The sequence below is a fragment of the Ramlibacter albus genome (genome assembly GCF_014297445.1).
GTDB classification, from domain to species: Bacteria; Pseudomonadota; Gammaproteobacteria; order Burkholderiales; family Burkholderiaceae_C; genus Ramlibacter; species Ramlibacter albus.
In genome coordinates this window covers 184,808-208,053 of record NZ_JACORU010000005.1, presented here as the reverse complement: position 1 = coordinate 208,053, position 23,246 = coordinate 184,808, and the positions used below count along the sequence as shown (strand labels likewise).

The window sequence follows — 23,246 nt, the reverse complement described above, 5'->3', positions numbered from 1 at the left end:
CCGTTCGCCGCCGCCGGGGTGGGCCACGGATGGGCTCCAACTGAAACACCCCGCAACAAGGAGTTTGAAATGCATTTGGCCAAGGACGACGTGGACATCAAGATGCAGATCCCGGGTGCCGTGCTGCGCCAGCAGCTCGACTTTGGCGACGCCACCGGGCTCGGCAAGATCAGCGGCGAGTACTTCAGCCTCGCGGCCGGCGTGGACACCACGCCGCTGTTCGAGGGCCTGCACGGCAACCTCTGCCAGTGCCCGCACTGGGGCTTCGTGCTGCGCGGCCGCATCACCACCACCGACGCGGCCGGCGCGCAGGAGACGGTGAAGGCGAACGACCTCTTCTACTGGCCGCCCGGCCACAACGTGAAGGTGGAGGAGGACGCCGACGTCGTGATGTTCAGCCCGCAGCACGAGCACACGCACGTCATCGACCACATGAAGGCGAAGGTGGGCGCATGAACGCGAACAAGGCCCTGTGGGAGCTCGGCGACTTCACCCGCATCGCCGAGGCCATGCGCGAAAGCGGCGAGGACTTCGTGCGGCACGCCGGCATCGAGCCCGGCATGCAGGTGCTGGACCTCGGTTGCGGCGACGGCACCACCGCGATCCCGGCGGCCAAGCTGGGCGCGCGGGTGACCGGCGTCGACATCGCGGCCAACCTGGTCGCGGCCGGCAACCGCCGGGCGGCGCAAGCGGCGCTCGGGGCGAACTGCGTCTTCCTCGAAGGCGACGCGAGCGACCTGCGCGGCATCGAGAACAAGAGCTTCGACCTGGTGCTCAGCGTGTTCGGTGCGATGTTCGCGCCGCGGCCCTTCGACGTGGCGCGCGAGATGGTGCGCGTGACGCGGCCGGGCGGGCGCATCGTGATGGGCAACTGGATCCCCGGCGACCCGACGCTGGTGGCGCAGATCCTCAAGACCTGCTCGGCCTACACGCCGCCGCCGCCCGAGGGCTTCGTCAGCCCGATGACGTGGGGCTCGACGCCGCACATCCTGGAGCGTTTTGCGGCGGTGGGCATCGCCGACGAAGCGATCCGCTGGGAGCGCGACACCTGGGTGTTCGACTACAAGGGCGCGCCCGAGGAGTTCGCGGACCTGTTCCGCCAGTTCTACGGGCCCACGATCAAGGCGTTCGAGGCCGCCGCGCAGCAGGGCCGCGCGGACGACCTGCGCCGCGAGCTGGCGCAGCTCTTCGCGTCGCAGAACCAGAGCCAGTACCCGAACACGACGCTCGTGTCGGCTACTTTCCTGAAAGTGACCGTGGACGTCGGTTAGCCGCCGCCCATCTTGCCCTGCAGCACCGCGACGAGGTGCTGCTTGGCCTCGGCCAGCTGCGCCTTGTCGGCGTCGTGCACCTTGCGGAAGAAGGCGACGCACTCGGGCGAGTTGGCCTTCTCGGCGTCCTTGATGTACTGGTCGTAGGCCATCAGCGCCTGGGCCTTGTTCTGGATGAGGGTGATCCAGTCGTAGGCGAGGTCGGAAAGGGGGTGCTGGTCGGCGGATTTTTCCTGCATGTCGTGGTCTCCCGGGTGAGTTGCACCTGACAGGTTAGCGCTGCGGCGTCTGCGATGATGTCGGCTTGTTTCGCCTTTTCGAACGACTCCTCCACCCGTACCCGGAAGCCGAGCCGGCGCAACCGCCGAGCGGCTTCTTCTCGTTCATGTGGGCCTGCACCGAGGGCCTGCGCAGCTACATCGTCGCGCTGGCTTTCCTGAGCGCGCTGGTCTCCGGGTTCGAGGCGTGGCTGTTCTCCGTGCTCGGCCGTGTGGTGGACTGGGCATCGAAGACTCCCGCCGAAGACTTCCTGGCCCGTCACGGCGATGAGCTCACGTGGTTCGCGGTCGTGCTCGGCCTGAGCATCGGCGTGATCGCGCTGGAAGCCTTCCTCAAGCGCCAGACGCTCGCGATGAACTTCCCCTTCCGCCTGCGCTGGAATTTCCACCGGCTGATGCTCGGCCAGAGCATGGCCTTCTACGCCGACGAGTTCGCGGGGCGCATCACCACCAAGGTGATGCAGACCGGGCTGGCGGTGCGCGAAGTGATCTTCACCACGGTGGAAGTGATCATCGGCATCGGCGTCTACTTCGTCACCTTCATCGCCCTGGCCGCCGCTTTCGACACGCGGCTGATGCTGCCCTTCGTGGTGTGGCTGGCGCTGTACGGCGTGTCCACCGCGTACTTCGTGCCGCGCCTCGCGCGCATCGGCAAGGAGTACGCGGACTCCAAGGCGGTCGTCACCGGCCGCATCGCGGACGCGTACTCCAACATCACGACGGTGAAGCTGTTCTCGCACACGCAGCGCGAGTCGGTGTTCCTGCGGCAGGCGCTGGCGGAGTCGGGAGAGATCGGGATGGAGCAGAACCGGCTGATCACGCAATTCGAGATCATCAACCACACGCTGGTTGTCCTGCTCGTCCTCGGCGCCGTGGGGCAGTCGCTCTGGCTGTGGGGCCTGGGCGCCGTGGGGCCGGGCGCGCTGGCCGCCGTGACGGCGATGGCGCTGCGCATCAGCGGCCTGTCGCATTGGGTGATGTGGTCGCTGGCCGGCATGTTCGAGAACGTGGGCACGGTGCAGGACGGCATCGCCACGCTGACGAAGCGCCGGCAGGTGGTGGACGCGGCCGATGCCCGCCCGCTGCAGGTGACGCGCGGTGAAGTGAAGTTCGACCGCGTCGACTTCGCCTACGGCGGCAAGACGCCCGTGCTGCAGGACTTCAACCTCGTCGTTCGCCCGGGCGAGAAAGTGGGCCTGATCGGCCGCTCGGGCGCGGGCAAGTCCACGCTGGTCAACCTGCTGCTGCGCTTCTACGACGTGGACGGCGGGCGCATCCTCATCGACGGGCAGGACATCGCGCACGTCACCCAGGACAGCCTGCGCGCGAACATCGGCATGGTCACGCAGGACACGTCGCTGCTGCACCGGTCCGTGCGCGACAACATCACCTACGGCCGCCCCGGTGCGACCGAGGACGACATGCTCGCCGCCGCGCGCCGGGCGCAGGCGCACGACTTCGTCGCGCAGCTCACCGACCCCAAGGGCCGCCGCGGCTACGACGCGCAGGTGGGCGAGCGAGGCGTCAAGCTTTCGGGCGGGCAGCGCCAGCGCATCGCCATCGCCCGCGTGATGCTCAAGGACGCGCCCATCCTGCTGCTGGACGAAGCCACGAGCGCGCTCGACTCCGAGGTCGAGGCCGCCATCCAGGCCAGCCTGCACCAGCTGATGCAGGGCAAGACGGTGATCGCCATCGCGCACCGGCTCTCCACCATCGCGGCACTGGACCGGCTGATCGTGCTGAACCAGGGCCGCATCGTGGAGGAAGGCGACCACCGCACGCTGCTGGCGCGCGGCGGGCTCTATGCACGCCTGTGGGCGCACCAGAGCGGCGGCTACCTCGGCGAGGAGCCGGCGGCGCAGGAACTGGCCGAAGCGTGAGTCAGCGCGGGCGGTGCGCAGTCAGGCGCTTCATCAAGGCGCGGTGCGCGGCCATCTTGCGGCTCGCCGCGGCGCGCAGGCGCAGGCGGGCGTCGGTGCGCAGCTCGCGCTTCTCTTCGAGCGAGAGGTCGCGCAGGATCGCGGACTGCAAGTCGTTGAAGGCCACCGTTTCGTCCGCGATCGCCGCGTCGTAATCCGCCCACAAGGGGGCCGTGTGTTCGCGCAGCGAGAATTTTTCGGACATGTGCATGCAATCGCAGGTTCCGCACATGGTGCCCCAAGCTGATCCGCTGCGGATGTAGGACGTATCCGATTCGCGTGCCGACGAGGTGACAATCCACGTCATGGACGCCGACACTTCGCGCCTGTTGCGCACCCTGCTCGCCGAGCGGCCGGTCGCCGCGCTCGCCACCTTGCACAAGGGCGAGCCCGCGGTCTCGATGGTGCCCTTCGTATTACCCGAAGGCGGCACGGCCCTGCTCATCCACGTGAGCGGGCTGGCCACGCACACGCGCGACATGCTCGAACACCCGCGCGTGGGCGTGCTGGTGACGGCGGACACGTCCGGCCCATGGGAGCCGCAGGCGCTGCCGCGCGTGAGCCTGCAGGCGGATGCGGTAGTGGTCCCGAAATCGACGCCTGCGTACGAGGAGGCGAAGCGGCAGTACCTGGCCCGCTTCCCCGACGCCACGCAGATGTTCGAGCTGGGCGATTTCGACGTCTTCGCGCTCTCGCCGGTCTCCGCGCGGCTCGTGGCCGGCTTCGGCCGTGCGTACTCGCTCGTGGGCACGGGCCTGCAGGAGTGGCTGCGCGCATGACGGCGACGCACCATACCGTCGCCATCCAGCAGGTGCACAGCATCCTGCTGGGGGCGCAGCATCGGGGCATCGACATCGCGCCCTTGCTCGCGCGGGCTGGCATCTCGCCTGCGCTGGTGGACTCGCCGCTCGCACGGCTGTCGCTCACGCAATACGGCTTGCTGATCCGCGCGCTGCGCCGCGAATTGCGCGACGAGTTGTGGGGGCTGGTCAGCCGCCCTGTGCGGCCGGGGAGCTTCGGCCAGTGCATGCGGCAACTGGTGCGTTGCGCGACGCTGGGCGAGGCGCTGCGCCAGGGCTTCACGTTCTACGACCTGCTGGTGGACGACCTCGTCGGCCGCGTGATGGTCGAAGGCGACACGGCCCGCGTTCAGTTCATCCTGCGCAAGGGGGCGCGCACGCCGCTGAACGACTACGCGGTGAAGGCCTTCATGCTCTTCACGTTCGGCGCGGCGTCGTGGCTGGTGGCGCGGCGCATCCCGGTGCTGAGCGTGGACTACACGACCGGCGTGCAATCCACCGACACCTCGCGCGTGTACCAGGCGCCGGTGCGGCAGGGGCAGCCCCACGTGGGCATGAGTTTCGAGGCGCACTGGCTGGACCTGCCCGTGGTGCAGAACCCGCAGAGCCTGCGCGAGTTCCTCGCCGCGGCGCCCGCGAACCTGATCGTGAAGTACCGCGACACGAGCAGCGTCACCGACCGCATCCGGCGCCTGTTGCGCAAGCGGCTGGGCAGCGAGCTGCCGTCGCTGGAGGAAGTCGGTGAGGCGCTGGCCGTCACGCCGCAGACGCTGCGGCGGCGGCTGCGCGAGGAGGGGCGCGGGTTCCAGCAGATCAAGGACGAGTTGCGGCGCGATGCGGCCATCGAATACCTGCTGCAGTCGCAGCTGCCGCTGCTGGAGATTGCCAACCGCGTCGGGTTCTCGGAGGCGAGTACCTTCCATCGCGCGTTCAAGCAGTGGACCGGTGTGGCGCCGGGGGAGTACCGGACGACTCACGGCTCGTGAGTTTTTGCCAATCCGATTGGCGATTTGCGCCATTCCGGGCGGGCGCGAGGCCCCCTACCCTCGCGGCATGTACCTCACGCAAGGCCTGCAGCGCGCGCTGCAGCGGCACCCCGAGCGAATCGCACTGACCCACCTGGGAGACGACGGCGTGCGCCGGCATACCTGGGCGGCGCTGCTCAAAAGCGTCGGCCGGCATGCTGCGGCCCTCGCCAAGCGCGGCGTCCGCGCCGGCGACCGCGTGGCCATCGTCTCGCCCAACGACGACCGCCTCGTCATCGCCATCCTCGCCTGCTGGTGGATGGGAACGGTGGCGTGCCCGCTCAATACGCGCTGGGCCGCGCCGGAGCGCGAGCAAGCGCTGGAGGACAGCGGCGCGACGGTGATGCTCGATGCGGACGCACTGGCAGGACTGGCGGTCGAAGCCGCGAAGCTCGAACCGATGCCGGACACACGCACCGGCGGCGATGCATTGGCCGCGATCCTCTACACCGGCGGCACCACCGGCAAGAGCAAGGGCGTGATGCTGTCGCACGCGAACTTCTGGACGGCATCGATGACACGCGGTGCGGAGCTGAACAACTCGCCGCAGTCGTTGTCGCTGCTGGTCGCGCCGCTGTTTCATGTGGCGGGCCTGGGAAGGCTCGTGGGCCAAAGCATCGTGGGTGGCAGCTGCATCACGATGTCGCAGTTCCGGCCCGCGTCGGTGCTGGAAGCGATCGCGGAACACCGTATCACGGACACGATCGTCGTGCCGACGATGCTGCAGTCGCTGCTGGACGAACCCGGGTTCGACGCGACGCGTGTGCAGTCGCTGGACCGCATTGCTTTCGGCGCGGCGCCGATGCCACCCGACTTGCTGGACCGCGCGCTCGAGACATGGCCCGATGCCGAGTTCTTCCAGGCGTATGGATTGACGGAGACCGCCGGCGCGGTCTGCATCAACCTGCCGGAGAACCACCGCGGCGCGCGGCGCCTCCTCAACTCCGTGGGACGCGCGGGCCTCGGCGCCGAGATCCTCATCGTGGACGAAAGCGGCAACGAACGCCCACGCGGCGAAGTCGGCGAGATCGTCGTGCGCGGCCCGATGGTGATGCGCGGTTACTGGAACAACCCCGAGGCCACGGCCGCCGCCTTCCGCGACGGCTGGTTCCGCACGGGGGACGCCGGCCGCATGGACGCCGACGGCTACCTCTTCATCGTCGACCGGCTCAAGGACATGATCATCAGCGGCGGCGAGAACGTGTACTGCGCCGAAGTGGAAGCGGCGTTGCGCACGCACCCGCAGGTTGCGCAGGCCGCCGTCGTCGGTGTGCCCGATGCGCGCTGGGGCGAGGCCGTGCATGCGGTCGTCGTGCTCATGCCGGGCGCGGCGGCCAACGAGCAGCAGGTCACGGAGCTGCGTGCGTGGTGCCGCGAGCGCCTCGCCGGGTACAAATGCCCGCGCAGTATCGCCTTCGTCAATGCGCTGCCACTCTCGGCCGCGGGCAAGGTGCTGAAGAACGTGCTGCGCGAGCAGGCCCGCGCATGAAGCCGGTCGTCGCCGCCGACCCGCGCGAGATGTTCGGCCAGATACCGTTCACGAACCTGCTCGGCGTGCGGCGCGAGTTCTCTGAAGGCGGGCGGGCACGACTCGTGGTGGACGAGCGGCCCGAGCTGGGCAACGTCATCGGCGGCTTCCACGGTGGTGTGGTCGTGACGCTGCTGGACGTGGTGATGGCCAGCGCCGCGGTTTCCCGGATCGATTTCCAGCGCACGGCCGTCACGCTGAACCTGCACACCGACTTCATCGCGCCCGGCCGTGGGCAACTGGTTGCCGACGGCGAGGTAGCACACCACGACGACCGCACCGCCTGGTGCCGCGCGCGAGTGACCGATGCGAGCGGCAAGCTCGTCGCGCAGGCGCACGGCACTTTCCGCTACCTGCCCTTCCCCACGAATACCGAGGAGACGAAATGAACCCGTTCGCCCGCCGCGCGGCCCTTGCCGCGGTGACCGCCATTGCCGCCGGCGTGATGCTCGCCGGCCCCGCGATTGCGCAGCAGCCATTCCCCAGCAAACCGATCCAGCTCGTCCTGCCCTTCCCGCCCGGCGGCTCGTTCGACCCGATCTTCCGCACCTTGTCCGAAGCGGCAGCGAAGGAGCTGGGCCAGCCGATCGTCATCATGCACAAGCCCGGCGCGGGCGGCGTGATGGGGACGGCAACGCTCGCGACGATGAACGAGGCCGACGGCTACACGATCTCGGTGATGCACAACTCCGTGATCCGCGCGCCGCTGGTGCAGAAGGTGAACTGGGACCCGCTCAAGGACTTCACCTACCTGATCGGCCTCGCCGGCCTGACGACGGGCATCGTCGTAGCGGCAGACGCTTCGTGGAAGACGCTGCCCGAGCTGCTGGCCGATGCGAAGAAGCGGCCCGGCGCCGTGAGCTGGGGCAACGTGGGCGCGATCAGCATCAACCGCATCTACGGCGAGCGCCTCGCGAAGGCCGCGGGCACGTCGTTCAACATGGTGCCGTTCAAGGGCGGCAGCGAAGCTTTCCAGGCCGTCATCGGCCGGCACCTCGACGTGTATGGCGACCCGGGCTTCGGCTCGCAGGTGCAAGGCGGCAAGGTGCGCTTGCTCGCGACGTTCACGAGCGAGCGCCTCAAGCGCTACAACGCGCCGACGGTGAAGGAGCTGGGCTACGACCTCGTCATCGAGTCACCGGTCGGCCTGGTGGCGCCGAAGAACCTCGATCCGAAGATCGCGTCGCGCCTGACCGCCGCCTTCCGCAAGGCGGCCTCCGACCCGGCCTACCTGAACCAGCTGGAGCTGTTCGACATGCAGCCCCACGTGATCGGCGGCGAGGAATACCTCGCCTACGCGAAGGCGCAGTTCGCGCGCGAGCAGAAGATGCTGGCCGACATCGGGTTCAAGCCCGAGTAGGCCAAACGGCTTCACCCGGCCGTGCGCCGGGAGCGGATACTCGCGTGATGCAGGAACAACCCATCGCCTGGCAAGGCCCGGGGCTCACGCGCATCCCCTACGGGCTCTACACCGACACCCGCCTCGCGCAGCTGGAACAGGAGCGCCTGTTCCGCGGTGCGACGTGGAACTACCTGTGCCTGGATGCCGAGCTGCCCGAGCCCGGCAGCTACCGCACCACGTTCGTCGGCACCACGCCCGTCGTCGTCGTCAAGGACACCGACGGCGAGATCTACGGTTTCGAGAACCGCTGCTCGCACCGCGGCGCGCTGATCGCGCTGGAGAAATCCGGCAAGGTGGAACAGGGTTTCCAGTGCGTGTACCACGCGTGGAGCTACAACGTGCAGGGCGACCTCACCGGCGTCGCTTTCGAGAATGGCGTGAAGGGCAAGGGAGGCATGCCGCCGGACTTCTGCAAGGAGGAGCACAGCCCGCGCAAGCTGCGCATCGCCACCTTCTGCGGTCTTGTCTTCGGCAGTTTCAGCGACGACGTGCTGCCCATCGAGGAATACCTTGGCGACGAGATCTGCGCGCGCATCGAGCGCGTGCTGCACAAGCCCGTGGAAGTGATCGGGCGCTTCACGCAGGCGCTGCCCAACAACTGGAAGCTGTACGTGGAGAACGTAAAGGACAGCTACCACGCGAGCCTGCTGCACCTGTTCTTCACCACCTTCGAGCTGAACCGCCTCTCGCAAAAGGGCGGCGTGATCGTCGACGAGAGCGGCGGCAACCACGTGAGCTACTCGATGATCGACCCGGCCGCGGCCGATGCGTCGTACAAGGACCAGGGCATCCGCTCCGACGCGCAGTACCGGCTGAAGGACCCCACGCTGCTGGAGGGCTTCAAGGAGTACGACGACGGCATCACGCTGCAGATCCTCTCCGTGTTCCCCGGCTTCGTGCTGCAGCAGATCCAGAACTGCCTGGCCGTGCGGCAGGTGCTGCCGAAAGCGCAGGAGCGCACCGAGCTGAACTGGACCTACATCGGCTACACCGACGACACGCCCGAGCAGCGGAAGGTGCGGCTGAAGCAGCTGAACCTCGTGGGCCCGGCGGGCTTCATCTCGATGGAAGACGGCGCCGTCGGCGGCTTCGTGCAGCGCGGCATCGCGGGCGCCGAAGGGCTGGCGGCAGTGGTCGAGATGGGCGGCGAGGACGTGGGGTCCAGCGAGGGCCGCGCGCTGGAGAATTCGGTGCGCGGTTTCTGGAAAGCGTACCGCGCGCACATGGGAGCCTGAGCATGGTCGACCTCCTGAGCCTTTGCGCCTTCAACGCCGAATACGCGCGCACCATCGACAGCGACAGGCTCGAGCAGTGGCCGGCGTTCTTCACGGAGGATTGCAGCTACCGCATCACCAACGTCGAGAACGAGGCGGAAGGCCTGCCCGCCGGCATCGTCTACGCCGACTCGCGCGCGATGCTGGAGGACCGCATCGCGGCGCTGCGCGAAGCCAACATCTACGAGCGCCAGCGCTACCGCCATATCCTCGGCATGCCGGTGGTGGAGAGCGCGGACGCGACCAGTGCGACCGCCATCACGCCCTTCATGGTGGCGCGCATCATGCACACGGGCGAGACTCACGTTTTTGCGACGGGCGAGTACCGCGACCGCTTTCGCAAGGTCGACGGCAAGCTGCTGCTCAGCGAACGCGTGGCGGTGTGCGACAGCACGGTCACGGACACGCTGCTCGCGTTGCCCTTGTGATGCGCCGGATTGCCGTCTCCATTGGCGACCCGAACGGGATCGGGCCGGAGATCGCGCTGAAGGCGCTGGATGCGCTGCGCGGCGATGCGCAGGTGCGCACCACGCTGTTCGGGCCGACCGCTGTGCTGTCGGATACCGCTGCACGGCTCGGGCTGCAGCGCGTGCTGGCCGAGGTCGAGCTGCGGCCTGCGGGCGACCTGCCCGCCGCCGCGTTCAAGCCGGGTGAAGTGAACGCCGAAGCCGGCCGCAGCACGGTGGCGGTCGCCACGGCTGCGATCGACGCGTGCCGTGCCGGCGAGTTCGACGCGGTGGTCGCGGGCCCGCACCACGAGACCGCGATCGCGCAAGCGGGCATCCCGTTCAGCGGCTACCCGTCCCTCGTTGCGCGCGTGTGCGGGCAGCCGGAGGACAGCGTGTTCCTGATGCTCGTCGGCGGCGGGTTGCGTATCGTGCATGTCACGTTGCACGAGAGCGTGGCGACGGCGCTGGCGCGCATCACACCGGAGCTGGTGGTCGCGGCCACGCAGGCGGGCGTTCGCGCGTGCAATCTCCTGGGCGTCGCGTCGCCCAAGGTGGGCCTGTTCGGCATCAACCCGCACGCCTCCGAAGGCACGTTGTTCGGGCCGGAGGACAGCGAGCGTGTCCTGCCCGCGGCGCGGCGGTTGCAAGAACTGGGCGTCGACGTGACCGGCCCGCAAGGCGCCGACGTGCTGCTCGCCGACCGCAAGCACGACCTGTACGTCGCCATGCTGCACGACCAGGGCCACATCCCGGTGAAGCTGCTCGCGCCGCAGGGCGCGAGTGCGATCTCCATCGGCGGCGACGTCGTGCTGGCGAGCACGGGCCATGGCAGCGCGATGGACATCGCGGGCCGCGGCATCGCGCGGCCCGACGCGCTGCTGCGCGGCATCCGCCTGCTGGCGGGGCTGGCCTCCTGATCGGACGCGACATGGGCTACGACATCCGTATCGCCGCCACCGACGTGCACTTCGCCTGCCCGCCCGAGGAGAACATCCTCGACGCCGCGCTCAAGGCCGGCATCGAGATGCCCTACTCCTGCCGCAAGGGCGTGTGCGGCAACTGCGCGGGGGCCGTGTCCTCCGGCAACGTGGACAGCCCGCCCGCCGAAGCGAAGCCGCCGGGGCAACACCTCTTCTGCCAATGCCGCCCGCTCGGTGACCTGGAGATCGTGCCGCAGGCGTGGCACCGCGTGGACCCGTCGGCGCGCAAGACTTTCACGGTGAAGGTGTTCCGCAACACGCTCGCGGCGCCGGACGTGAGCGTGCTGCAGCTGCGCCTGCCCGCCGGACAACGCGCGAAGTTCAAGGCGGGCCAGTACCTGCAGCTGGCGCTGCCGGACGGCAGCCGCCGCTCGTACTCCATGGCCAACCCGCCGCATGAAAGCGACACGCTGCAACTGCACGTGCGCCACGTCGCCGGCGGTGAATTCAGCCGCATCGTGCCGCGGCTCCAGCCCGGCGACACGTTGCAGGTGGAGCTGCCGTTCGGCAACTTCGAGCTGAAGGAAGAGTCGGGCGCACCGATGCTTTGCGTCGTGGGCGGCACCGGGTTCGCGCCGGTGAAGTCGCTGCTGGACGACCTGGTGAAGAAGAAGGTGCAGCGGCCCGTCACGCTCGTGTGGGGCGGCCGGGACAGGTTCGGGCTGTATCTGCTCCCCGCAGTGGACCGGTGGAAGAAGGCGCTGCCAGGTTTCATGTTCGTGCCTGCGCTGGAGAACGCAGCGGATGCCGCCGAACTCGGAGGGTTCACCGGCCGTGTCGATGAGGCCGTGCGCAGCCACGTTGCCACGCTGGCCGGCCACGAGGTGTATTGCTGCGGCTCCCCGGCGATGGTGGCGGCCGTGAAAAGGGTTTGCGTCGAGGAGCGCGGGCTCGACCCGCGCCACTTCTTCAGCGACGTGTTCGTGCCCGGGCCGGCCGCGGCGCCGTGAAGCGGGCGAGCGTCACTCGACCGTGACGTTCGCCGAGCGGATCACCTTGCTCCACTTGTCCGACTCGGCGCGGATGAACTGCGCCGTCTGCTCCGGCGCCCAGCCGCGCGGCTCGGCGCCCTGCTCGGCGAACTTCTTCTTCACCTCCGGGTCCGCCAGCGCTGCCGCAAAGGCCTTCTGGTGCGCGGCAGCGACGGCCGCGGGCGTGCCGGGCGGGGCCACGACGCTGAAGAACGTGACGGCGTTCATTGCGACCTTCTGCTCCGCGAATGTCGGGACATTGGGCAACGCCGAGGAGCGCTGCTCGTCCGCGACAGCCAGCACCTTCAGCTTGCCGCCGGTGTGCATCGGCGCCGACGAGGCGATGTTGTCGAAGAAGCAGTCGACCTGGCCGCCGACGAGGTCCACCAGCGCCGGCGCGGTGCCCTTGTAGGGCACGTGGATCATCTTCGTGCCCGTGATCTCCATGAACATGCCGGCCGTGAGGTGCGAGGTGGAGCCGTTGCCCTGCGAGGCAAAGCTCACCTGCCCCGGCCGGGCTTTCACGTACGCAATGAATTCCTGCAGGTTGTTCACCGGCAGCTTGTTGCTGACCGCGAGCACGTTCGGCACCGTCGCGAGCACGGTGACGGGCACCCACTTCGTGGGGTCGAAGGTGAGGCTCTTGTAGAGGTGGTTGTTGATGGCGATCGGCCCGGGCGGCGATGCGAGCAGGGTCGAGCCGTCGCTCTCCGCCTTCGCCACGAACTCCGCGCCAATATTGCCGCCCGCGCCGGTCTTGTTCTCGACCACGACACCGGCGGGATAGGCGGCGCGGAGTTTCTCCGCCAGTACACGCGGCAGGATGTCGGCCGTGCCGCCCGCCGGGAACGGCACCACCAGCCGCAGCGGTTTGGCCGACTGCGCATAGACGGCCGCGGTCGCGGCAATGGCCACGATGAACGCGGCGGCGGCTCGAAGGGCGAGGCTTGGCATGGGTTTGTCTCCTGTACTGCGGTGATGCCTGGGGCCGATTGTGCGCGCGGAACGTTCCGCCAAGTCGATTGGGCGATTTCGCCATGGGTACGCGGCCCGCGGCGGGCTAAGCTGCCGCGCATGGATACACCCTTCGACTTCAGTGGCCGGCACGTCTTCGTGGCGGGCGGCTCCAGCGGCATCAACTTCGGCATCGCGCAGGCGTTCGCGCGCGCGGGTGCGAAGCTCACTGTGATCAGCCGCTCCGCGGACAAGGTGGCCACGGCTGCGCAGCAGTTGCAGGCGCTCGGTGCGCAAGCCATCGGCATCGCCGCCGACGTGCGCCAGCCGGACGCGTTGCAGGCCGCCTTCAGCGAAGCGACGTCGAAGTTCGGGCCCATCGACATCCTCGTTTCCGGCGCGGCGGGCAACTTCCTCGCGCAGGCGCTGGACATGTCGCCCAATGCGTTCAAGACGGTGGTGGACATCGACTTGCTGGGCAGCTTCAACGTCGCGCGCCTTGCGCACGCGCACCTGCGCAAGCCGGGTGCCTGCATCGTGCAGATCTCCGCGAGCCAGGCTTTCACGCCGACGCCCTACCAGGCGCACGTGTGCGCGGCGAAGGCGGGCGTGGACATGCTCACGCAGGTACTGGCGCTCGAGTGGGGGCCGCAGGGTGTGCGCATCAATTCGATCGTGCCGGGGCCGATCGCGGACACGGAAGGCTTGAAGCGGCTGGCGCCGACTTCGGACACGTTGGATGCGATGGCTGCACGTGTACCGCTCAAGCGCCTGGGCCGCACCGAAGACATTGCACGCATGGCAATGCTGCTGGCTAGCGAGTGGGGCAGCTACATCACCGGGGTGATCATTCCCGTCGACGGCGGGCTGTCGCTCACGGGGCCGCGGGACTTTTCCGCGGCTGCCGCGGCCGCGAAGCGAGCCTGACGCGCGTCATGCCGGGCTCGACCCGGCATCCATGGCTCCCGACCATGGATCCCGGATCAAGTCCGGGATGACAGCCCGACGCTGCGCCTCAAGTGGCGGTCACGGCGGCCGGCGCTTCGGCGCGCTTCAGTTGGCGCGTGAGCGCGAGCCATGCGCCGCCGGTGATACCCACCATCGCCAGCATCGCGCCGGTCGAAAGCATCGCCAGGCCCGTCACGCCGTTGCCGATCGAGCAGCCCAGCGCCGTCACGCCGCCGAAGCCCATGAGCAACCCGCCCAGCGAGTGATCGCGCAGGTCGCCGGGCGTGCGGAAGGTCTCGATCTGGAAATCGCCGCGCAACTTGGCACTGACGAACGCGCCGATCATCACGCCAAGCGACAACATCACGCCGAACGTGGCCACCGTGTTCTTGTCCGTCCACAGCGTGAGCAGGTCCAGCAGGTGGCCCATCGGCGCGGAGAACGACAACGCCTCCGGCCGGCGCGACTGCGTGCCGAGCCACGCGGGCTCCAGGGTCTCCGGATGCTCCGCGACGAAGCCGATGGAACCGGTGAGGAAGAACGCGGCCGCGACGAGTAGGCCCACGACGGCGCCCGCCACCCAGTCGATGGTGCGCACACGTGAGCGCACGCGCCACACGAACGCCAAGATGGCGGCAGCCACTGCGACGGCGATCGCCCAGCGCCAACCCGCGGCCGACATGCCGACGGTGCGCGAAAGCACGCCCCCCAGGTCCTGCGGACCGGCGAGCGTCGCGCCGAACGCGTCGAGCGCGTTCGCGCGCAGCGGCGCGAAGGCACCGCGCAGCGTCATGAGCGCGCCGATCGCCACCACCACCAAAGTTCCAGCGGCGCGCAGGTTGCCCTGCCCCGCCTTCACGAGGCAGCGCTGCGGGCAGCCGCCCGCCAGCACCATGCCGTAACCGAAAAGCAGGCCGCCCACGAGGTAGGACGGCCACGGGAAGCGCTCGCTCCAATAGAGGGCGCGCCCCGCGTCGAACGACCCGGTGGCCAGCAGCACCTGCACGCCGACGGCGCCGACGCCGATGGCCACGAGCCACGCCGCCAGCCGCCCCACCCCGCCGAACGCCATGTAGTCGGCGATGGCGCCGCGCACGCAGAAGCGGCTGGCCTGCCCGATGGCCCCGAAAACCAGGCCGAGGGCAAACGCGCCCCAGACAACGATGAGCGCGAGGGTCTTGGTATCCATTACAGTCGGGGGTAGATAAGCCGCCAATGATATCTTCCCGGAGACAGCCATGACCCGTTTGCTCGCGCTCTTCGCCCTCCTGGCCGGCCTGGCCGTGTCTTCTTTCGCACAGGACAAGGTGGTCTACCACATCGACGACGCGGAGGCGCAGGCCACCAAGGGGCTGCGCAACATCCGCAACCACCTCGACGTGGCGCCGGACACGAAGATCGTGGTGGTCACGCACGCCAACGGCATCGACTTCCTGTTCGAAGGCGCCAAGGACAAGAAGAACCCGAACGTCGACTACGGCTCGCTCGTGAGCGCGCTCAAGGCGCGCGGCGTGCGCTTCGAGGTGTGCGAGATCACGCTGAAGAACCGCAACATCGACAAGAACCAGTTCTCGATGGACGCGGAGTTCACGCCCTCGGGCGTGGTGCGCATCGGCCAGCTGCAAGCGAGGGAGCACTTTGCCTACATCAAGCCCTGAGATGGAGTCGGACGAGGTCTTCGAGACCGCCGCGGAAATCTTCCGCGTGATGTCCGCGCCCATGCGGCTGAAGATCATCAGCTGCCTGTGCAACGGCGAGAAGAACGTGACGCAGCTGCTGGAGGAGATCGACACCACGCAGCCGAACATGTCGCAGCACCTGAACACGCTGTACCAGGCCGGCGTTATCGACAAGCGCCGCGAGGGCGTGCAGATCTTCTACCGAATCGTCAACGACCGCGTCGTCACGCTGTGCCGCGCCGTGTGCACGCAGATCGCGATCGAGTCCGACGCGAGGTAGCCGCCGCCGTGCCGTCCCGCCTTGCCGCTGCCTGCGCGGCGCTGCTGTTCGCCGCGGGCGCGATGGCGCAGCAGGCGCCCGCCGGGCCGCGTGCCGTGCTGCCGCAGCAGGTCTCCGCATCCGCCTGGTTCGTGCAGGGCGATGCGGCGCTGGGCAGCCCGGCCAACCGCAACTTCATCTCCAACGCAGGGTTCATCGTCACGCCCGCCGGCGTGGTCGTGATCGACGCGCTCGGCTCGCCGCAGCTCGCGCGCGACCTGCTCGCGCAGATCGCGCGCATCACGCCGCAGCCGGTGACGCACGTCGTGGTCACGCACTACCACGCGGACCATGTCTACGGCCTGCAGGAGTTCCGCAAGCACGGCGCGCGCATCGTGGCGCACCGCGCGGCCATCGACTACATCCAGTCCGACACGGCGGCGCAGCGGCTGCGCGTGTCGCGCACGGACCTCGCGCCGTGGATCGACGACAGCACCGAGCTGGTGGTGCCGGACCAGTGGATCGACGGCGCGACGGAGCTGGTAGTAGGCGGCAGGCGCATCGCGCTGCAACCCGTCGGGCCCGCACACACCCCCGAAGACATCGTGGTCTTCCTGCCCGATGAGGGGGTGCTGTTCGCCGGCGATCTTGTCTTCCGCGGCCGCGTGCCTTTCGTCGGGCAGGCCGACAGCCGGCAGTGGATCGCCGCGCTGGAATCGTTGCTCAAGCTCCAGCCCAAGGTGGTGGCGCCGGGCCATGGCGCGCTCTCGACCACCGCGCGCGACGACCTGCAGCTCACGCGCGACTACCTCGTGTACCTGCGCGAGAAGATGGGTGAAGCCGCCCGCGAGATGGAGCCGTTCGACGAGGCTTATGCGCGCACCGACTGGTCGCGCTTCGAGCAGCTGCCGCTGTTCCGCGCGGCGAATCGCATGAATGCGTACAACACGTATTTGCTGATGGAGCGGCAGGGGCGCTAGGGTATTCACCGAGCCCACGGATGAGCTTGCCGGCATTACATTCGCGTCTACTTATATTTATGACAAGCGATAAATGCTCGGCAGGTTGATCAGGGCGCCGGAAAACTTCATCGACGGCGCAGGCGTGCGCACCGTGTTCGCCGAAGCGCGCAACGGCAGGCGCGACTTCCTGCGCGGTGCGTTCGCCGCCGCGGCAAGTGCCGCCGCGACGACGGCGATCGCGCAGCAACGCGAGGGCGACCCCGCGATCCTCGAACTGCCCGAACACTCGAAAGGGCTCGGCAAGCCCGTCGTGACCGACGGCTACGGCAAGCCCTCGCAGTACGAGCGCAACGTGCAGCGCCGCCGCAGCCCCGGCCTCACGCAGACCGCGCAGGCGTCGGTGTCCTTCGCGCCGCTGCAGTCGCTCTTCGGCATCGTCACTCCCAGCGGCCTGCACTTCGAGCGTCACCACCAGGGCTGGTGGGACGTCGACCCCTCGAAGCACCGCCTGATGCTCAACGGCCTCCTGAAGACGCCCATGGTCTTCACGATGGACGACATCATGCGGCTGCCCTCCGTGTCGCGCTTCCACTTCATCGAGTGCGGGGCCAACACCGGCATGGAGTGGGGCAACGTGGCCGTGCCCACCTGCCAGTACACGCACGGCATGCTCTCGTGCAGCGAGTTCACCGGCGTGCCGCTGATCACGCTGCTGGAAATGGCGGGCGCGGACCTGAAGCAAGGCAGGTTCGTGCTGGCCGAAGGCGCGGACGGTTCGTCGATGACGCGCACGATCCCGATGTCGCTGGTCAAGAGCGGCGAAGTGCTCGTCGCCTACGGCCAGAACGGCGAGATGCTGCGCCCGGAGAACGGCTACCCGCTGCGGCTCGTCGTGCCGGGCGTGCAGGGCGTGAGCTGGGTGAAGTACCTGCGCCGCATCGAGCTGGGCGACCAGCCCTGGGCCACCAAGGACGAAGTGATCCACTACGTGGACCTCATGCCCGACGGCACGCACCGCCAGTACACGAGCATCCAGGAGTGCAAGAGCGTCGTGACCACGCCGTCGGGCGGGCAGGTGCTGCTGGACAAGGGCCACTACACGATCACCGGGCTCGCGTGGTCCGGGCGGGGCAAGGTCAAGCGCGTCGACGTGTCGGTGGACGGCGGCCGCAACTGGCGCACCGCGCGCCTGCAGGACCCCGTGATGAGCAAGTGCCTCACGCGCTTCAGCCTCGACTGGGCGTGGGACGGCAAGCCCGCGATCATCCAGAGCCGCGCGATCGACGAGACGGGCTACGTGCAGCCGCTCAAGCGCCAGCTGCGCGAAGTGCGCGGCACGCGGTCGATCTACCACAACAACGCCATCCAGTCGTGGCTGGTGCAGGAAAGCGGCGAGGTGGGCAATGTCCATCTGGCGTAACGCAACCCTGGCCCTGCTCGCGATCGCGGCGACGGCGCCCGCAATCGCGCAGCGCTTTCCCGGCATCGGCCGCCCGGCCACGCCTGCCGAAGTGGCGGCATGGGACATCGACGTGCGCCCCGACTTCAAGGGCCTGCCCAAGGGCCAGGGCTCGGTGTCGCAGGGCGAGAAGATCTGGGAAACGAAGTGCGCCAGCTGCCACGGCGTGTTCGGCGAATCGAATGAAGTGTTCAACCCGCTCGTCGGCGGCACGACCGATGACGACGTGCGGACCGGCCGCGTGGCCACGCTCAAGCGCAACGACTACCCCGGCCGCACGACGCTGATGAAGGTGGCGTACGTCTCCACGCTGTGGGACTACATCAACCGCGCGATGCCCTGGAACGCGCCCAAGTCGCTCACGACGAACGAGGTGTACGCGGTGACGGCGTACATGCTGAACCTGGCGCGCATCGTGCCCGACGACTTCGTCATTTCCGACGCGAACATCGCCGAAGTGCAGAAGCGCATGCCGAACCGCAATGGCATGAACACCTCGCACGCGATGTGGCCGGGCGACGAGTTCGCCAAGGGCGTGAAGCCGGACGTGAAGGCCGCCGCCTGCATGGCCAATTGCGCCGCCGAAACGAAAGTGGCTTCGAGCCTGCCGGACCATGCGCGCAACGCGCACGGCAACCTGGCCGAGCAGAACCGCCTGGTGGGCCCGCAGCGCGGGGTCGCGACAACAACCCCACCGAAGCCGGCCGTGGTGGCGCAAGGCACAATGCCCGGCGACCTGCTGCAGAGGAACACCTGCACCGCCTGCCACGCGATGGATAGGCAATTGGTCGGCCCCAGCTGGGCCGACGTAGCCCGAAAGCACGCAGGCAAGCCGGATTACATCGCCGCGAAGATCAGGAGCGGCGGCGCCGGCGTGTGGGGCAACGTGCCGATGCCGCCGCAGGAGCAGCTCAGTGCGCAGGACACCGCGCGCATTGCCGAGTGGCTGGCCACCGGCGCGGGGCGCTAGGCGTGAACTGCAGGGAATGTCCGTATCGTTGATGAACGCCAGTTCATTAGTATTCGCTTAAGTATTTTTTGGGTGGAGACCAAAACATGCGCAATCGTCGTGAAGCACTCAAGCAGTCGCTGGCCGTGGCCGGCCTGCTGGGCGCCACCGGGCTGTTCCCGCAGTCCGCGTGGGCCTTCAACAAGAACGCCTTCGAGGCCAAGAGCATCGCCGATGCGGTGAAGGCCTACGGCGCCGCCGCGCCGGTGGAAAGCAAGGACGTGACGCTCACCGCGCCCGAGATCGCCGAGAACGGCGCCGTGGTGCCGATGGGCGCGGCGTCCACCCTGGCGGGCGTCAAGCACCTGCTGATCCTGGTGGAGAAGAACCCCAACGCGCTGGCCGCGAAGTTCGACGTCTCGGACGCGATCGAGCCCAACGTGGCGACGCGCACGAAGATGGGCCAGACCTCGGACGTGTACGCGGTCGCCATCACCAACGACGGCAAGGCCTTCTACGCCAAGAAGGAAGTCAAGGTCACGCTCGGCGGCTGCGGCGGCTGACAACAAGGAGTACGGAACATGGCAGACCCGATGCGCATCCGCGCCCAGGCCCAGGGCGGCAACGCCGTGGTGCGAGTCCTCATGAGCCACGAGATGGAAACCGGCCAGCGCAAGGACGCCGCCGGCAAGACCATCCCCGCATGGCACATCGCCGAAGTCACGGCCACCCACAACGGCAGGAAGGTGCTCTCCGCCGAGTGGGGCCCCGCCGTCGCGAAGAACCCCTTCCTGCAGTTCACCGTTCGCGGCGCCAAGGCCGGCGACAAGATCGCGGTGAGCTGGAAGGACAACCGGGGCGACACGCGCACGGACGAAGCGGTCGTCGCCTGACCGCCCGATAACAACAACGACCTAGGAGACAACGATGCGGACCCACAAGGCCGCCGCCGCGGTGACGCTCGCCTGCGTCGCCGCGGTGGCCAGTGCGCAGAAGAGCGCCACGCAGGCCATCGACGAATACCGCTCGATGCTCGCCGACGGCAACCCCGCCGAGCTGTTCGAAGCCAAGGGCGAGGAGCTGTGGACACAGAAGCGCGGCCCGAAGAACGCGTCGCTGCAAGCCTGCGACCTCGGCAAGGGCCCGGGCGTCGTGAAGGGCGCCTTCGTCGAGCTGCCCCGCTATTTCGCCGACGCCGGCAAGGTGCAGGACCTCGAGACGCGTCTCGTCTGGTGCATGGAGAAGCTGCAGGGCTTCAACGCCGCCGAGATCGCGAAGACGCCGTTCGGCCGCGGCGAGATGGCCAACGTGACGGCGCTGGCGACGTACGTCGCGACCGAGTCGCGCGGCCTGCCGTTCAACCTGCCGCAGTCGCATGCGCAGGAGAAGGTGTTCTACGAAGCGGGCAAGCGCATCTTCTTCATGCGCGGCGGCACGCACGACTTCTCGTGCGCGTCGTGCCACGGCGAGGACGGCAAGCGCATCCGCCTGCAGGACCTGCCCAACCTCACGAAGAACCCCGGCGACGGCGTCGGCTTCGCCGCCTGGCCCGCGTACCGCGTGTCCAACGGCCAGATGTGGAGCATGCAGTTGCGCCTGAACGACTGCTACCGCCAGCAGCGCTTCCCCTACCCCGAGTTCGGCAGCGACGCGCTCACCGCGCTGTCCACCTACCTCGGTGTCAACGCCAGGGGCGCCAAGTCCGCGGCGCCGACGATCAAGCGCTGAGAGGGACCCAAGGATGAAGAACATTTCCGCAGTGCTTCTCTTCGCGGCCCTCGCGGGTTGCGCCACGGGGCCGAGCCCCGCCGAAGCCGACCGCATCGCCGCCGACATGGTCAAGAGCGCCTTCCGCAGCGAAGGCATCGCCAAGGTCGAGCGCGTCACCGCCATCGACGAGACGCTCAAGGCCTGCAACGAAGCCGACGTGACGGGCAAGCCGCTCGACAAGGACCTCGCCAAGCGCATCGAGGAGGCCAACCTCAAGACCGTCAAGTGGCCGAGCGACGGCAAGTTCCTCGGCGACTGGAAGGAGGGCGAGCAGATCGCGCAGAGCGGCCGCGGCCTCACCTGGACGGACACCGCGAGCACGTCCAACGGCGGCAACTGCTACAACTGCCACCAGATCAGCAAGGAGGAGATCTCCTTCGGCACGATCGGCCCGAGCCTCTACAACTACGGCAAGCTGCGTGGCGTGGCGGACCCGAACAGTGCCGCTGCGAAACCGATCGTGGAATACACGTGGGGCAAGATCTGGAACGCCAAGGCCTACAACGCCTGCTCCAACATGCCGCGCGCGGGCCACATGGGCAACCTGACCGAAGCGCAGATCCGCCACGTGATGGCGCTGCTGCTCGACCCCGCCTCGCCGGTCAACAAGTGAACCTCGGCAAGCGCGAATTCCTCCAGGTGCTGGGGGCGGCCTCAGTCGCCGGCATGGGGCTGGGCCGCTGGGCGAACGCGGATGCGCAGACCGCCGGCGAGGCGCTGTACGACGTGCCGCGCTTCGGCAACGTGTCGCTGCTGCACATGACCGACTGCCACGCGCAGCTGAAGCCCATCCACTTCCGCGAACCGAGCGTGAACCTCGGCGTGGGCAGCATGAACGGCAAGCTGCCGCACCTCGTCGGCGAGCACCTGCTCAAGGCGGCGAACGTGCCTGCCGGCAGTGCGCAGGCGCACGCCCTCACCTACCTGCAGTTCGAGGACGCTGCGCGCCGCTACGGCAAGGTGGGCGGCTTCGCGCATATCGCCACGCTGGTCAAGCGCCTGCGCGCGAGCCGCCCCGGCGCGCTGCTGCTCGATGGCGGCGACACCTGGCAAGGGTCCGCCACCGCGCTGTGGACCAGGGGCCAGGACATGGTCGATGCGGCCAGGCTGCTCGGCGTGGACGTGATGACCGGTCACTGGGAATTCACGCTGGGCATGGACCGCGTGAAGGAGATCGTCGAGAAGGACTTCGCGGGCAAGATCGACTTCATCGCGCAGAACGTGCGCACCGCCGACTTCGGCGAGCCGGTGTTCAAGCCCTACGTGATGCGCACGATCAACGGCGTGCCGGTCGCCATCCTCGGCCAGGCCTTCCCGTACACGCCCATCGCCAACCCGCGCTACCTCGTTTCGGAGTGGGAGTTCGGTATCCGCGACGACGAGATGCAGAAGGTGGTGAACGAGGCGCGTGGCAAGGGCGCGCAGCTCGTCGTGCTGCTCAGCCACAACGGCATGGACGTGGACCTGAAGATGGCGACGCGCGTGACCGGCATCGACGCCATCCTCGGCGGCCACACGCACGACGGCATGCCGGTGGCCACCGTCGTGAGCAACGCCGGCGGCAAGACCATCGTCACCAACGCGGGCTCCAACGGCAAGTTCCTCGCCGTGATGGACTTCGACGTGAGGAACGGCAAGCTCGCGGACTACCGCTACCGCCTGTTGCCGGTGTTCGCGAACATGCTGCCCGCCGACAAGGACATGGACGCGCTCATCACGCGCGTCCGCGCACCGTACGAAGCGAAGCTCGCGGAAAAGCTGGGCACCACCGAGGGCACGCTCTACCGCCGCGGCAATTTCAACGGCTCGGGTGACCAGCTGCTGCTCGATGCATTGATGGACGTGCAAGGCGCGGAGATCGCGTTCTCCCCCGGCTTCCGCTGGGGCACTTCGCTGCTCGCCGGCCAGGAGATCACGCGCGAGTGGCTGATGGACATGACGGCCACGACGTACTCGTATGCCACCGTGGCGCCGATGTCCGGCGAAACGATCAAGACCGTGCTGGAAGACGTCGCGGACAACCTGTTCAACCCGGACCCGTACTACCAGCAAGGCGGCGACATGGTGCGCGTGGGCGGGCTGCAGTATTCGATCGACCCGGGTGCGGCGATGGGCAAGCGCATCACCGACATGCGCCTGGCCGGCAAGCCGATCGAAGCCTCGCGCATGTACAAGGTGGCGGGCTGGGCACCCGTGGCCGAAGAGGCCGCGAAGGCCGGCAACAAGCCGGTGTGGGAGCTCGTGGAGCAGTGGCTCAAGTCGCGTGGCGGCAAGGTGGCCGCGCGCAAGCCGAACGTGCCGGTGGTGGCCGGCGCGCTGCCGAACCCGGGGTACGACGCCGCGGTCTAGCGACCGCACGCCTCGCAAGG

At 68.4% G+C, this 23,246-nt stretch carries 27 protein-coding genes; 23 read left to right on the top strand and 4 right to left on the bottom strand.

Annotated features, from left to right (window positions below; translation table 11 throughout):
* Positions 1-69 precede the first annotated feature (69 nt).
* On the top strand, positions 70-456 hold the full coding sequence (locus H8R02_RS15215) for a cupin domain-containing protein (protein ID WP_187082289.1): 387 nt from the start codon (positions 70-72) through the stop codon (positions 454-456).
* The gene (locus H8R02_RS15210; protein WP_187082288.1) at positions 453-1,271 is read left to right on the top strand and encodes a class I SAM-dependent methyltransferase; all 819 of its coding nucleotides are present in this window, start codon (positions 453-455) and stop codon (positions 1,269-1,271) included. The genes H8R02_RS15215 and H8R02_RS15210 overlap by 4 nt, the downstream gene beginning before the upstream one ends.
* Here H8R02_RS15210 and H8R02_RS15205 read toward each other — a convergent pair.
* The gene (locus tag H8R02_RS15205) at positions 1,268-1,510 is read right to left on the bottom strand and encodes a hypothetical protein (RefSeq protein ID WP_187082287.1); all 243 of its coding nucleotides are present in this window, start codon (positions 1,508-1,510) and stop codon (positions 1,268-1,270) included. The genes H8R02_RS15210 and H8R02_RS15205 overlap by 4 nt on opposite strands.
* A gap of 65 nt (positions 1,511-1,575) precedes the next feature.
* Between H8R02_RS15205 and H8R02_RS15200 the strand changes: the two genes are divergently transcribed.
* A complete protein-coding gene (locus H8R02_RS15200; protein WP_187082286.1) occupies positions 1,576-3,429 on the top strand; it encodes an ABC transporter ATP-binding protein in 1,854 nt (617 codons plus the stop codon).
* Between the two features lies 1 nt (position 3,430).
* Here H8R02_RS15200 and H8R02_RS15195 read toward each other — a convergent pair whose 3' ends face one another.
* Positions 3,431-3,673: a hypothetical protein gene (locus tag H8R02_RS15195; protein ID WP_187082285.1), complete on the bottom strand. Its 243-nt coding sequence runs from the start codon at positions 3,671-3,673 to the stop codon at positions 3,431-3,433.
* A 100-nt stretch (positions 3,674-3,773) separates the two neighbouring features.
* On the opposite strand from H8R02_RS15195, the gene H8R02_RS15190 reads away from it, so the two are divergent.
* The 9 genes from H8R02_RS15190 (at position 3,774) to H8R02_RS15150 (ending at position 11,876) form a co-directional block, all read left to right on the top strand.
* Positions 3,774-4,247, top strand: coding sequence for a HugZ family pyridoxamine 5'-phosphate oxidase (locus H8R02_RS15190; RefSeq protein ID WP_187082284.1), 474 nt, complete (start codon positions 3,774-3,776; stop codon positions 4,245-4,247).
* Positions 4,244-5,254 (top strand): AraC family transcriptional regulator, encoded by a 1,011-nt coding sequence (locus H8R02_RS15185; protein WP_187082283.1) that lies wholly within the window; start codon positions 4,244-4,246, stop codon positions 5,252-5,254. Before H8R02_RS15190 ends, H8R02_RS15185 begins: the two co-directional genes overlap by 4 nt.
* A gap of 67 nt (positions 5,255-5,321) precedes the next feature.
* Entirely contained in the window at positions 5,322-6,782 is a 1,461-nt protein-coding gene (locus H8R02_RS15180; RefSeq protein WP_187082282.1) for a class I adenylate-forming enzyme family protein, read from the top strand.
* Positions 6,779-7,210 (top strand): PaaI family thioesterase, encoded by a 432-nt coding sequence (locus H8R02_RS15175; RefSeq protein ID WP_187082281.1) that lies wholly within the window; start codon positions 6,779-6,781, stop codon positions 7,208-7,210. Before H8R02_RS15180 ends, H8R02_RS15175 begins: the two co-directional genes overlap by 4 nt.
* Positions 7,207-8,181, top strand: coding sequence for a tripartite tricarboxylate transporter substrate binding protein (locus H8R02_RS15170; protein ID WP_187082280.1), 975 nt, complete (start codon positions 7,207-7,209; stop codon positions 8,179-8,181). Before H8R02_RS15175 ends, H8R02_RS15170 begins: the two co-directional genes overlap by 4 nt.
* Before the next feature lie 47 nt (positions 8,182-8,228).
* Positions 8,229-9,458, top strand: a complete 1,230-nt coding sequence (locus tag H8R02_RS15165) for an aromatic ring-hydroxylating dioxygenase subunit alpha (RefSeq protein WP_187082279.1) — start codon at positions 8,229-8,231, stop codon at positions 9,456-9,458.
* A gap of 2 nt (positions 9,459-9,460) precedes the next feature.
* Positions 9,461-9,925, top strand: coding sequence for an aromatic-ring-hydroxylating dioxygenase subunit beta (locus H8R02_RS15160; protein WP_187082278.1), 465 nt, complete (start codon positions 9,461-9,463; stop codon positions 9,923-9,925).
* Entirely contained in the window at positions 9,925-10,863 is a 939-nt protein-coding gene (locus H8R02_RS15155; RefSeq protein WP_187082277.1) for a PdxA family dehydrogenase, read from the top strand. Before H8R02_RS15160 ends, H8R02_RS15155 begins: the two co-directional genes overlap by 1 nt.
* 11 nt (positions 10,864-10,874) lie before the next feature.
* Entirely contained in the window at positions 10,875-11,876 is a 1,002-nt protein-coding gene (locus H8R02_RS15150; RefSeq protein WP_187082276.1) for a 2Fe-2S iron-sulfur cluster-binding protein, read from the top strand.
* A gap of 12 nt (positions 11,877-11,888) precedes the next feature.
* Here H8R02_RS15150 and H8R02_RS15145 read toward each other — a convergent pair whose 3' ends face one another.
* A complete protein-coding gene (locus H8R02_RS15145) occupies positions 11,889-12,851 on the bottom strand; it encodes a Bug family tripartite tricarboxylate transporter substrate binding protein (RefSeq protein ID WP_187082275.1) in 963 nt (320 codons plus the stop codon).
* A gap of 120 nt (positions 12,852-12,971) precedes the next feature.
* Between H8R02_RS15145 and H8R02_RS15140 the strand changes: the two genes are divergently transcribed.
* Positions 12,972-13,778 (top strand): SDR family oxidoreductase, encoded by an 807-nt coding sequence (locus tag H8R02_RS15140; protein WP_187082274.1) that lies wholly within the window; start codon positions 12,972-12,974, stop codon positions 13,776-13,778.
* Between the two features lie 88 nt (positions 13,779-13,866).
* Here the strand turns inward: H8R02_RS15140 and H8R02_RS15135 are convergent, their stop codons facing one another.
* The gene (locus H8R02_RS15135; protein ID WP_187082273.1) at positions 13,867-14,988 is read right to left on the bottom strand and encodes a YeeE/YedE family protein; all 1,122 of its coding nucleotides are present in this window, start codon (positions 14,986-14,988) and stop codon (positions 13,867-13,869) included.
* A 49-nt stretch (positions 14,989-15,037) separates the two neighbouring features.
* On the opposite strand from H8R02_RS15135, the gene H8R02_RS15130 reads away from it, so the two are divergent.
* The 10 genes from H8R02_RS15130 (at position 15,038) to soxB (ending at position 23,226) form a co-directional block, all read left to right on the top strand.
* A complete protein-coding gene (locus H8R02_RS15130; RefSeq protein WP_187082272.1) occupies positions 15,038-15,457 on the top strand; it encodes a DsrE family protein in 420 nt (139 codons plus the stop codon).
* 1 nt (position 15,458) lies between these two features.
* Complete coding sequence (locus H8R02_RS15125) at positions 15,459-15,758, top strand: ArsR/SmtB family transcription factor (protein WP_187082271.1); 300 nt, start codon at positions 15,459-15,461, stop codon at positions 15,756-15,758.
* 62 nt (positions 15,759-15,820) lie between these two features.
* Positions 15,821-16,717, top strand: a complete 897-nt coding sequence (locus H8R02_RS15120) for an MBL fold metallo-hydrolase (protein WP_187082530.1) — start codon at positions 15,821-15,823, stop codon at positions 16,715-16,717.
* Positions 16,718-16,790: 73 nt separating this feature from the next.
* Positions 16,791-18,119, top strand: a complete 1,329-nt coding sequence (gene soxC / locus H8R02_RS15115; RefSeq protein WP_187082270.1) for a sulfite dehydrogenase — start codon at positions 16,791-16,793, stop codon at positions 18,117-18,119.
* A complete protein-coding gene (locus tag H8R02_RS15110) occupies positions 18,103-19,128 on the top strand; it encodes a c-type cytochrome (RefSeq protein WP_187082269.1) in 1,026 nt (341 codons plus the stop codon). Before soxC ends, H8R02_RS15110 begins: the two co-directional genes overlap by 17 nt.
* Before the next feature lie 86 nt (positions 19,129-19,214).
* On the top strand, positions 19,215-19,670 hold the full coding sequence (soxY, locus tag H8R02_RS15105; protein WP_187082268.1) for a thiosulfate oxidation carrier protein SoxY: 456 nt from the start codon (positions 19,215-19,217) through the stop codon (positions 19,668-19,670).
* An 18-nt stretch (positions 19,671-19,688) separates the two neighbouring features.
* Positions 19,689-20,000, top strand: coding sequence for a thiosulfate oxidation carrier complex protein SoxZ (gene soxZ, locus H8R02_RS15100; RefSeq protein ID WP_187082267.1), 312 nt, complete (start codon positions 19,689-19,691; stop codon positions 19,998-20,000).
* A 34-nt stretch (positions 20,001-20,034) separates the two neighbouring features.
* Positions 20,035-20,835 carry a sulfur oxidation c-type cytochrome SoxA gene (gene soxA / locus H8R02_RS15095; protein WP_187082266.1) on the top strand — a complete coding sequence of 267 codons (801 nt, stop codon included), beginning with the start codon at positions 20,035-20,037 and terminating at the stop codon, positions 20,833-20,835.
* A gap of 13 nt (positions 20,836-20,848) precedes the next feature.
* Complete coding sequence (gene soxX, locus H8R02_RS15090; protein WP_187082265.1) at positions 20,849-21,490, top strand: sulfur oxidation c-type cytochrome SoxX; 642 nt, start codon at positions 20,849-20,851, stop codon at positions 21,488-21,490.
* Complete coding sequence (gene soxB / locus H8R02_RS15085) at positions 21,487-23,226, top strand: thiosulfohydrolase SoxB (RefSeq protein WP_187082264.1); 1,740 nt, start codon at positions 21,487-21,489, stop codon at positions 23,224-23,226. The genes soxX and soxB overlap by 4 nt, the downstream gene beginning before the upstream one ends.
* Positions 23,227-23,246 lie beyond the last annotated feature (20 nt).

Excerpts from the sequence above, each read along its gene's own strand:
- soxY (WP_187082268.1), top strand. The coding sequence starts at position 19,215 with ATGCGCAATCGTCGTGAAGCACTCAAGCAGTCGCTGGCCGTGGCCGGC.
- H8R02_RS15155 (WP_187082277.1), top strand. The coding sequence starts at position 9,925 with ATGCGCCGGATTGCCGTCTCCATTGGCGACCCGAACGGGATCGGGCCG.
- H8R02_RS15125 (WP_187082271.1), top strand. The coding sequence starts at position 15,459 with ATGGAGTCGGACGAGGTCTTCGAGACCGCCGCGGAAATCTTCCGCGTG.
- H8R02_RS15185 (WP_187082283.1), top strand. The coding sequence starts at position 4,244 with ATGACGGCGACGCACCATACCGTCGCCATCCAGCAGGTGCACAGCATC.
- soxA (WP_187082266.1), top strand. The coding sequence starts at position 20,035 with ATGCGGACCCACAAGGCCGCCGCCGCGGTGACGCTCGCCTGCGTCGCC.
- H8R02_RS15120 (WP_187082530.1), top strand. The coding sequence starts at position 15,821 with ATGGCGCAGCAGGCGCCCGCCGGGCCGCGTGCCGTGCTGCCGCAGCAG.
- H8R02_RS15135 (WP_187082273.1), bottom strand. The coding sequence starts at position 14,988 with ATGGATACCAAGACCCTCGCGCTCATCGTTGTCTGGGGCGCGTTTGCC.
- H8R02_RS15215 (WP_187082289.1), top strand. The coding sequence starts at position 70 with ATGCATTTGGCCAAGGACGACGTGGACATCAAGATGCAGATCCCGGGT.
- H8R02_RS15210 (WP_187082288.1), top strand. The coding sequence starts at position 453 with ATGAACGCGAACAAGGCCCTGTGGGAGCTCGGCGACTTCACCCGCATC.
- soxX (WP_187082265.1), top strand. The coding sequence starts at position 20,849 with ATGAAGAACATTTCCGCAGTGCTTCTCTTCGCGGCCCTCGCGGGTTGC.
- soxZ (WP_187082267.1), top strand. The coding sequence starts at position 19,689 with ATGGCAGACCCGATGCGCATCCGCGCCCAGGCCCAGGGCGGCAACGCC.
- H8R02_RS15145 (WP_187082275.1), bottom strand. The coding sequence starts at position 12,851 with ATGCCAAGCCTCGCCCTTCGAGCCGCCGCCGCGTTCATCGTGGCCATT.
- H8R02_RS15140 (WP_187082274.1), top strand. The coding sequence starts at position 12,972 with ATGGATACACCCTTCGACTTCAGTGGCCGGCACGTCTTCGTGGCGGGC.
- H8R02_RS15190 (WP_187082284.1), top strand. The coding sequence starts at position 3,774 with ATGGACGCCGACACTTCGCGCCTGTTGCGCACCCTGCTCGCCGAGCGG.
- soxC (WP_187082270.1), top strand. The coding sequence starts at position 16,791 with ATGCTCGGCAGGTTGATCAGGGCGCCGGAAAACTTCATCGACGGCGCA.
- H8R02_RS15110 (WP_187082269.1), top strand. The coding sequence starts at position 18,103 with ATGTCCATCTGGCGTAACGCAACCCTGGCCCTGCTCGCGATCGCGGCG.
- H8R02_RS15160 (WP_187082278.1), top strand. The coding sequence starts at position 9,461 with ATGGTCGACCTCCTGAGCCTTTGCGCCTTCAACGCCGAATACGCGCGC.
- H8R02_RS15205 (WP_187082287.1), bottom strand. The coding sequence starts at position 1,510 with ATGCAGGAAAAATCCGCCGACCAGCACCCCCTTTCCGACCTCGCCTAC.
- H8R02_RS15165 (WP_187082279.1), top strand. The coding sequence starts at position 8,229 with ATGCAGGAACAACCCATCGCCTGGCAAGGCCCGGGGCTCACGCGCATC.
- H8R02_RS15180 (WP_187082282.1), top strand. The coding sequence starts at position 5,322 with ATGTACCTCACGCAAGGCCTGCAGCGCGCGCTGCAGCGGCACCCCGAG.
- H8R02_RS15170 (WP_187082280.1), top strand. The coding sequence starts at position 7,207 with ATGAACCCGTTCGCCCGCCGCGCGGCCCTTGCCGCGGTGACCGCCATT.
- H8R02_RS15150 (WP_187082276.1), top strand. The coding sequence starts at position 10,875 with ATGGGCTACGACATCCGTATCGCCGCCACCGACGTGCACTTCGCCTGC.
- H8R02_RS15195 (WP_187082285.1), bottom strand. The coding sequence starts at position 3,673 with ATGTCCGAAAAATTCTCGCTGCGCGAACACACGGCCCCCTTGTGGGCG.
- H8R02_RS15130 (WP_187082272.1), top strand. The coding sequence starts at position 15,038 with ATGACCCGTTTGCTCGCGCTCTTCGCCCTCCTGGCCGGCCTGGCCGTG.
- H8R02_RS15175 (WP_187082281.1), top strand. The coding sequence starts at position 6,779 with ATGAAGCCGGTCGTCGCCGCCGACCCGCGCGAGATGTTCGGCCAGATA.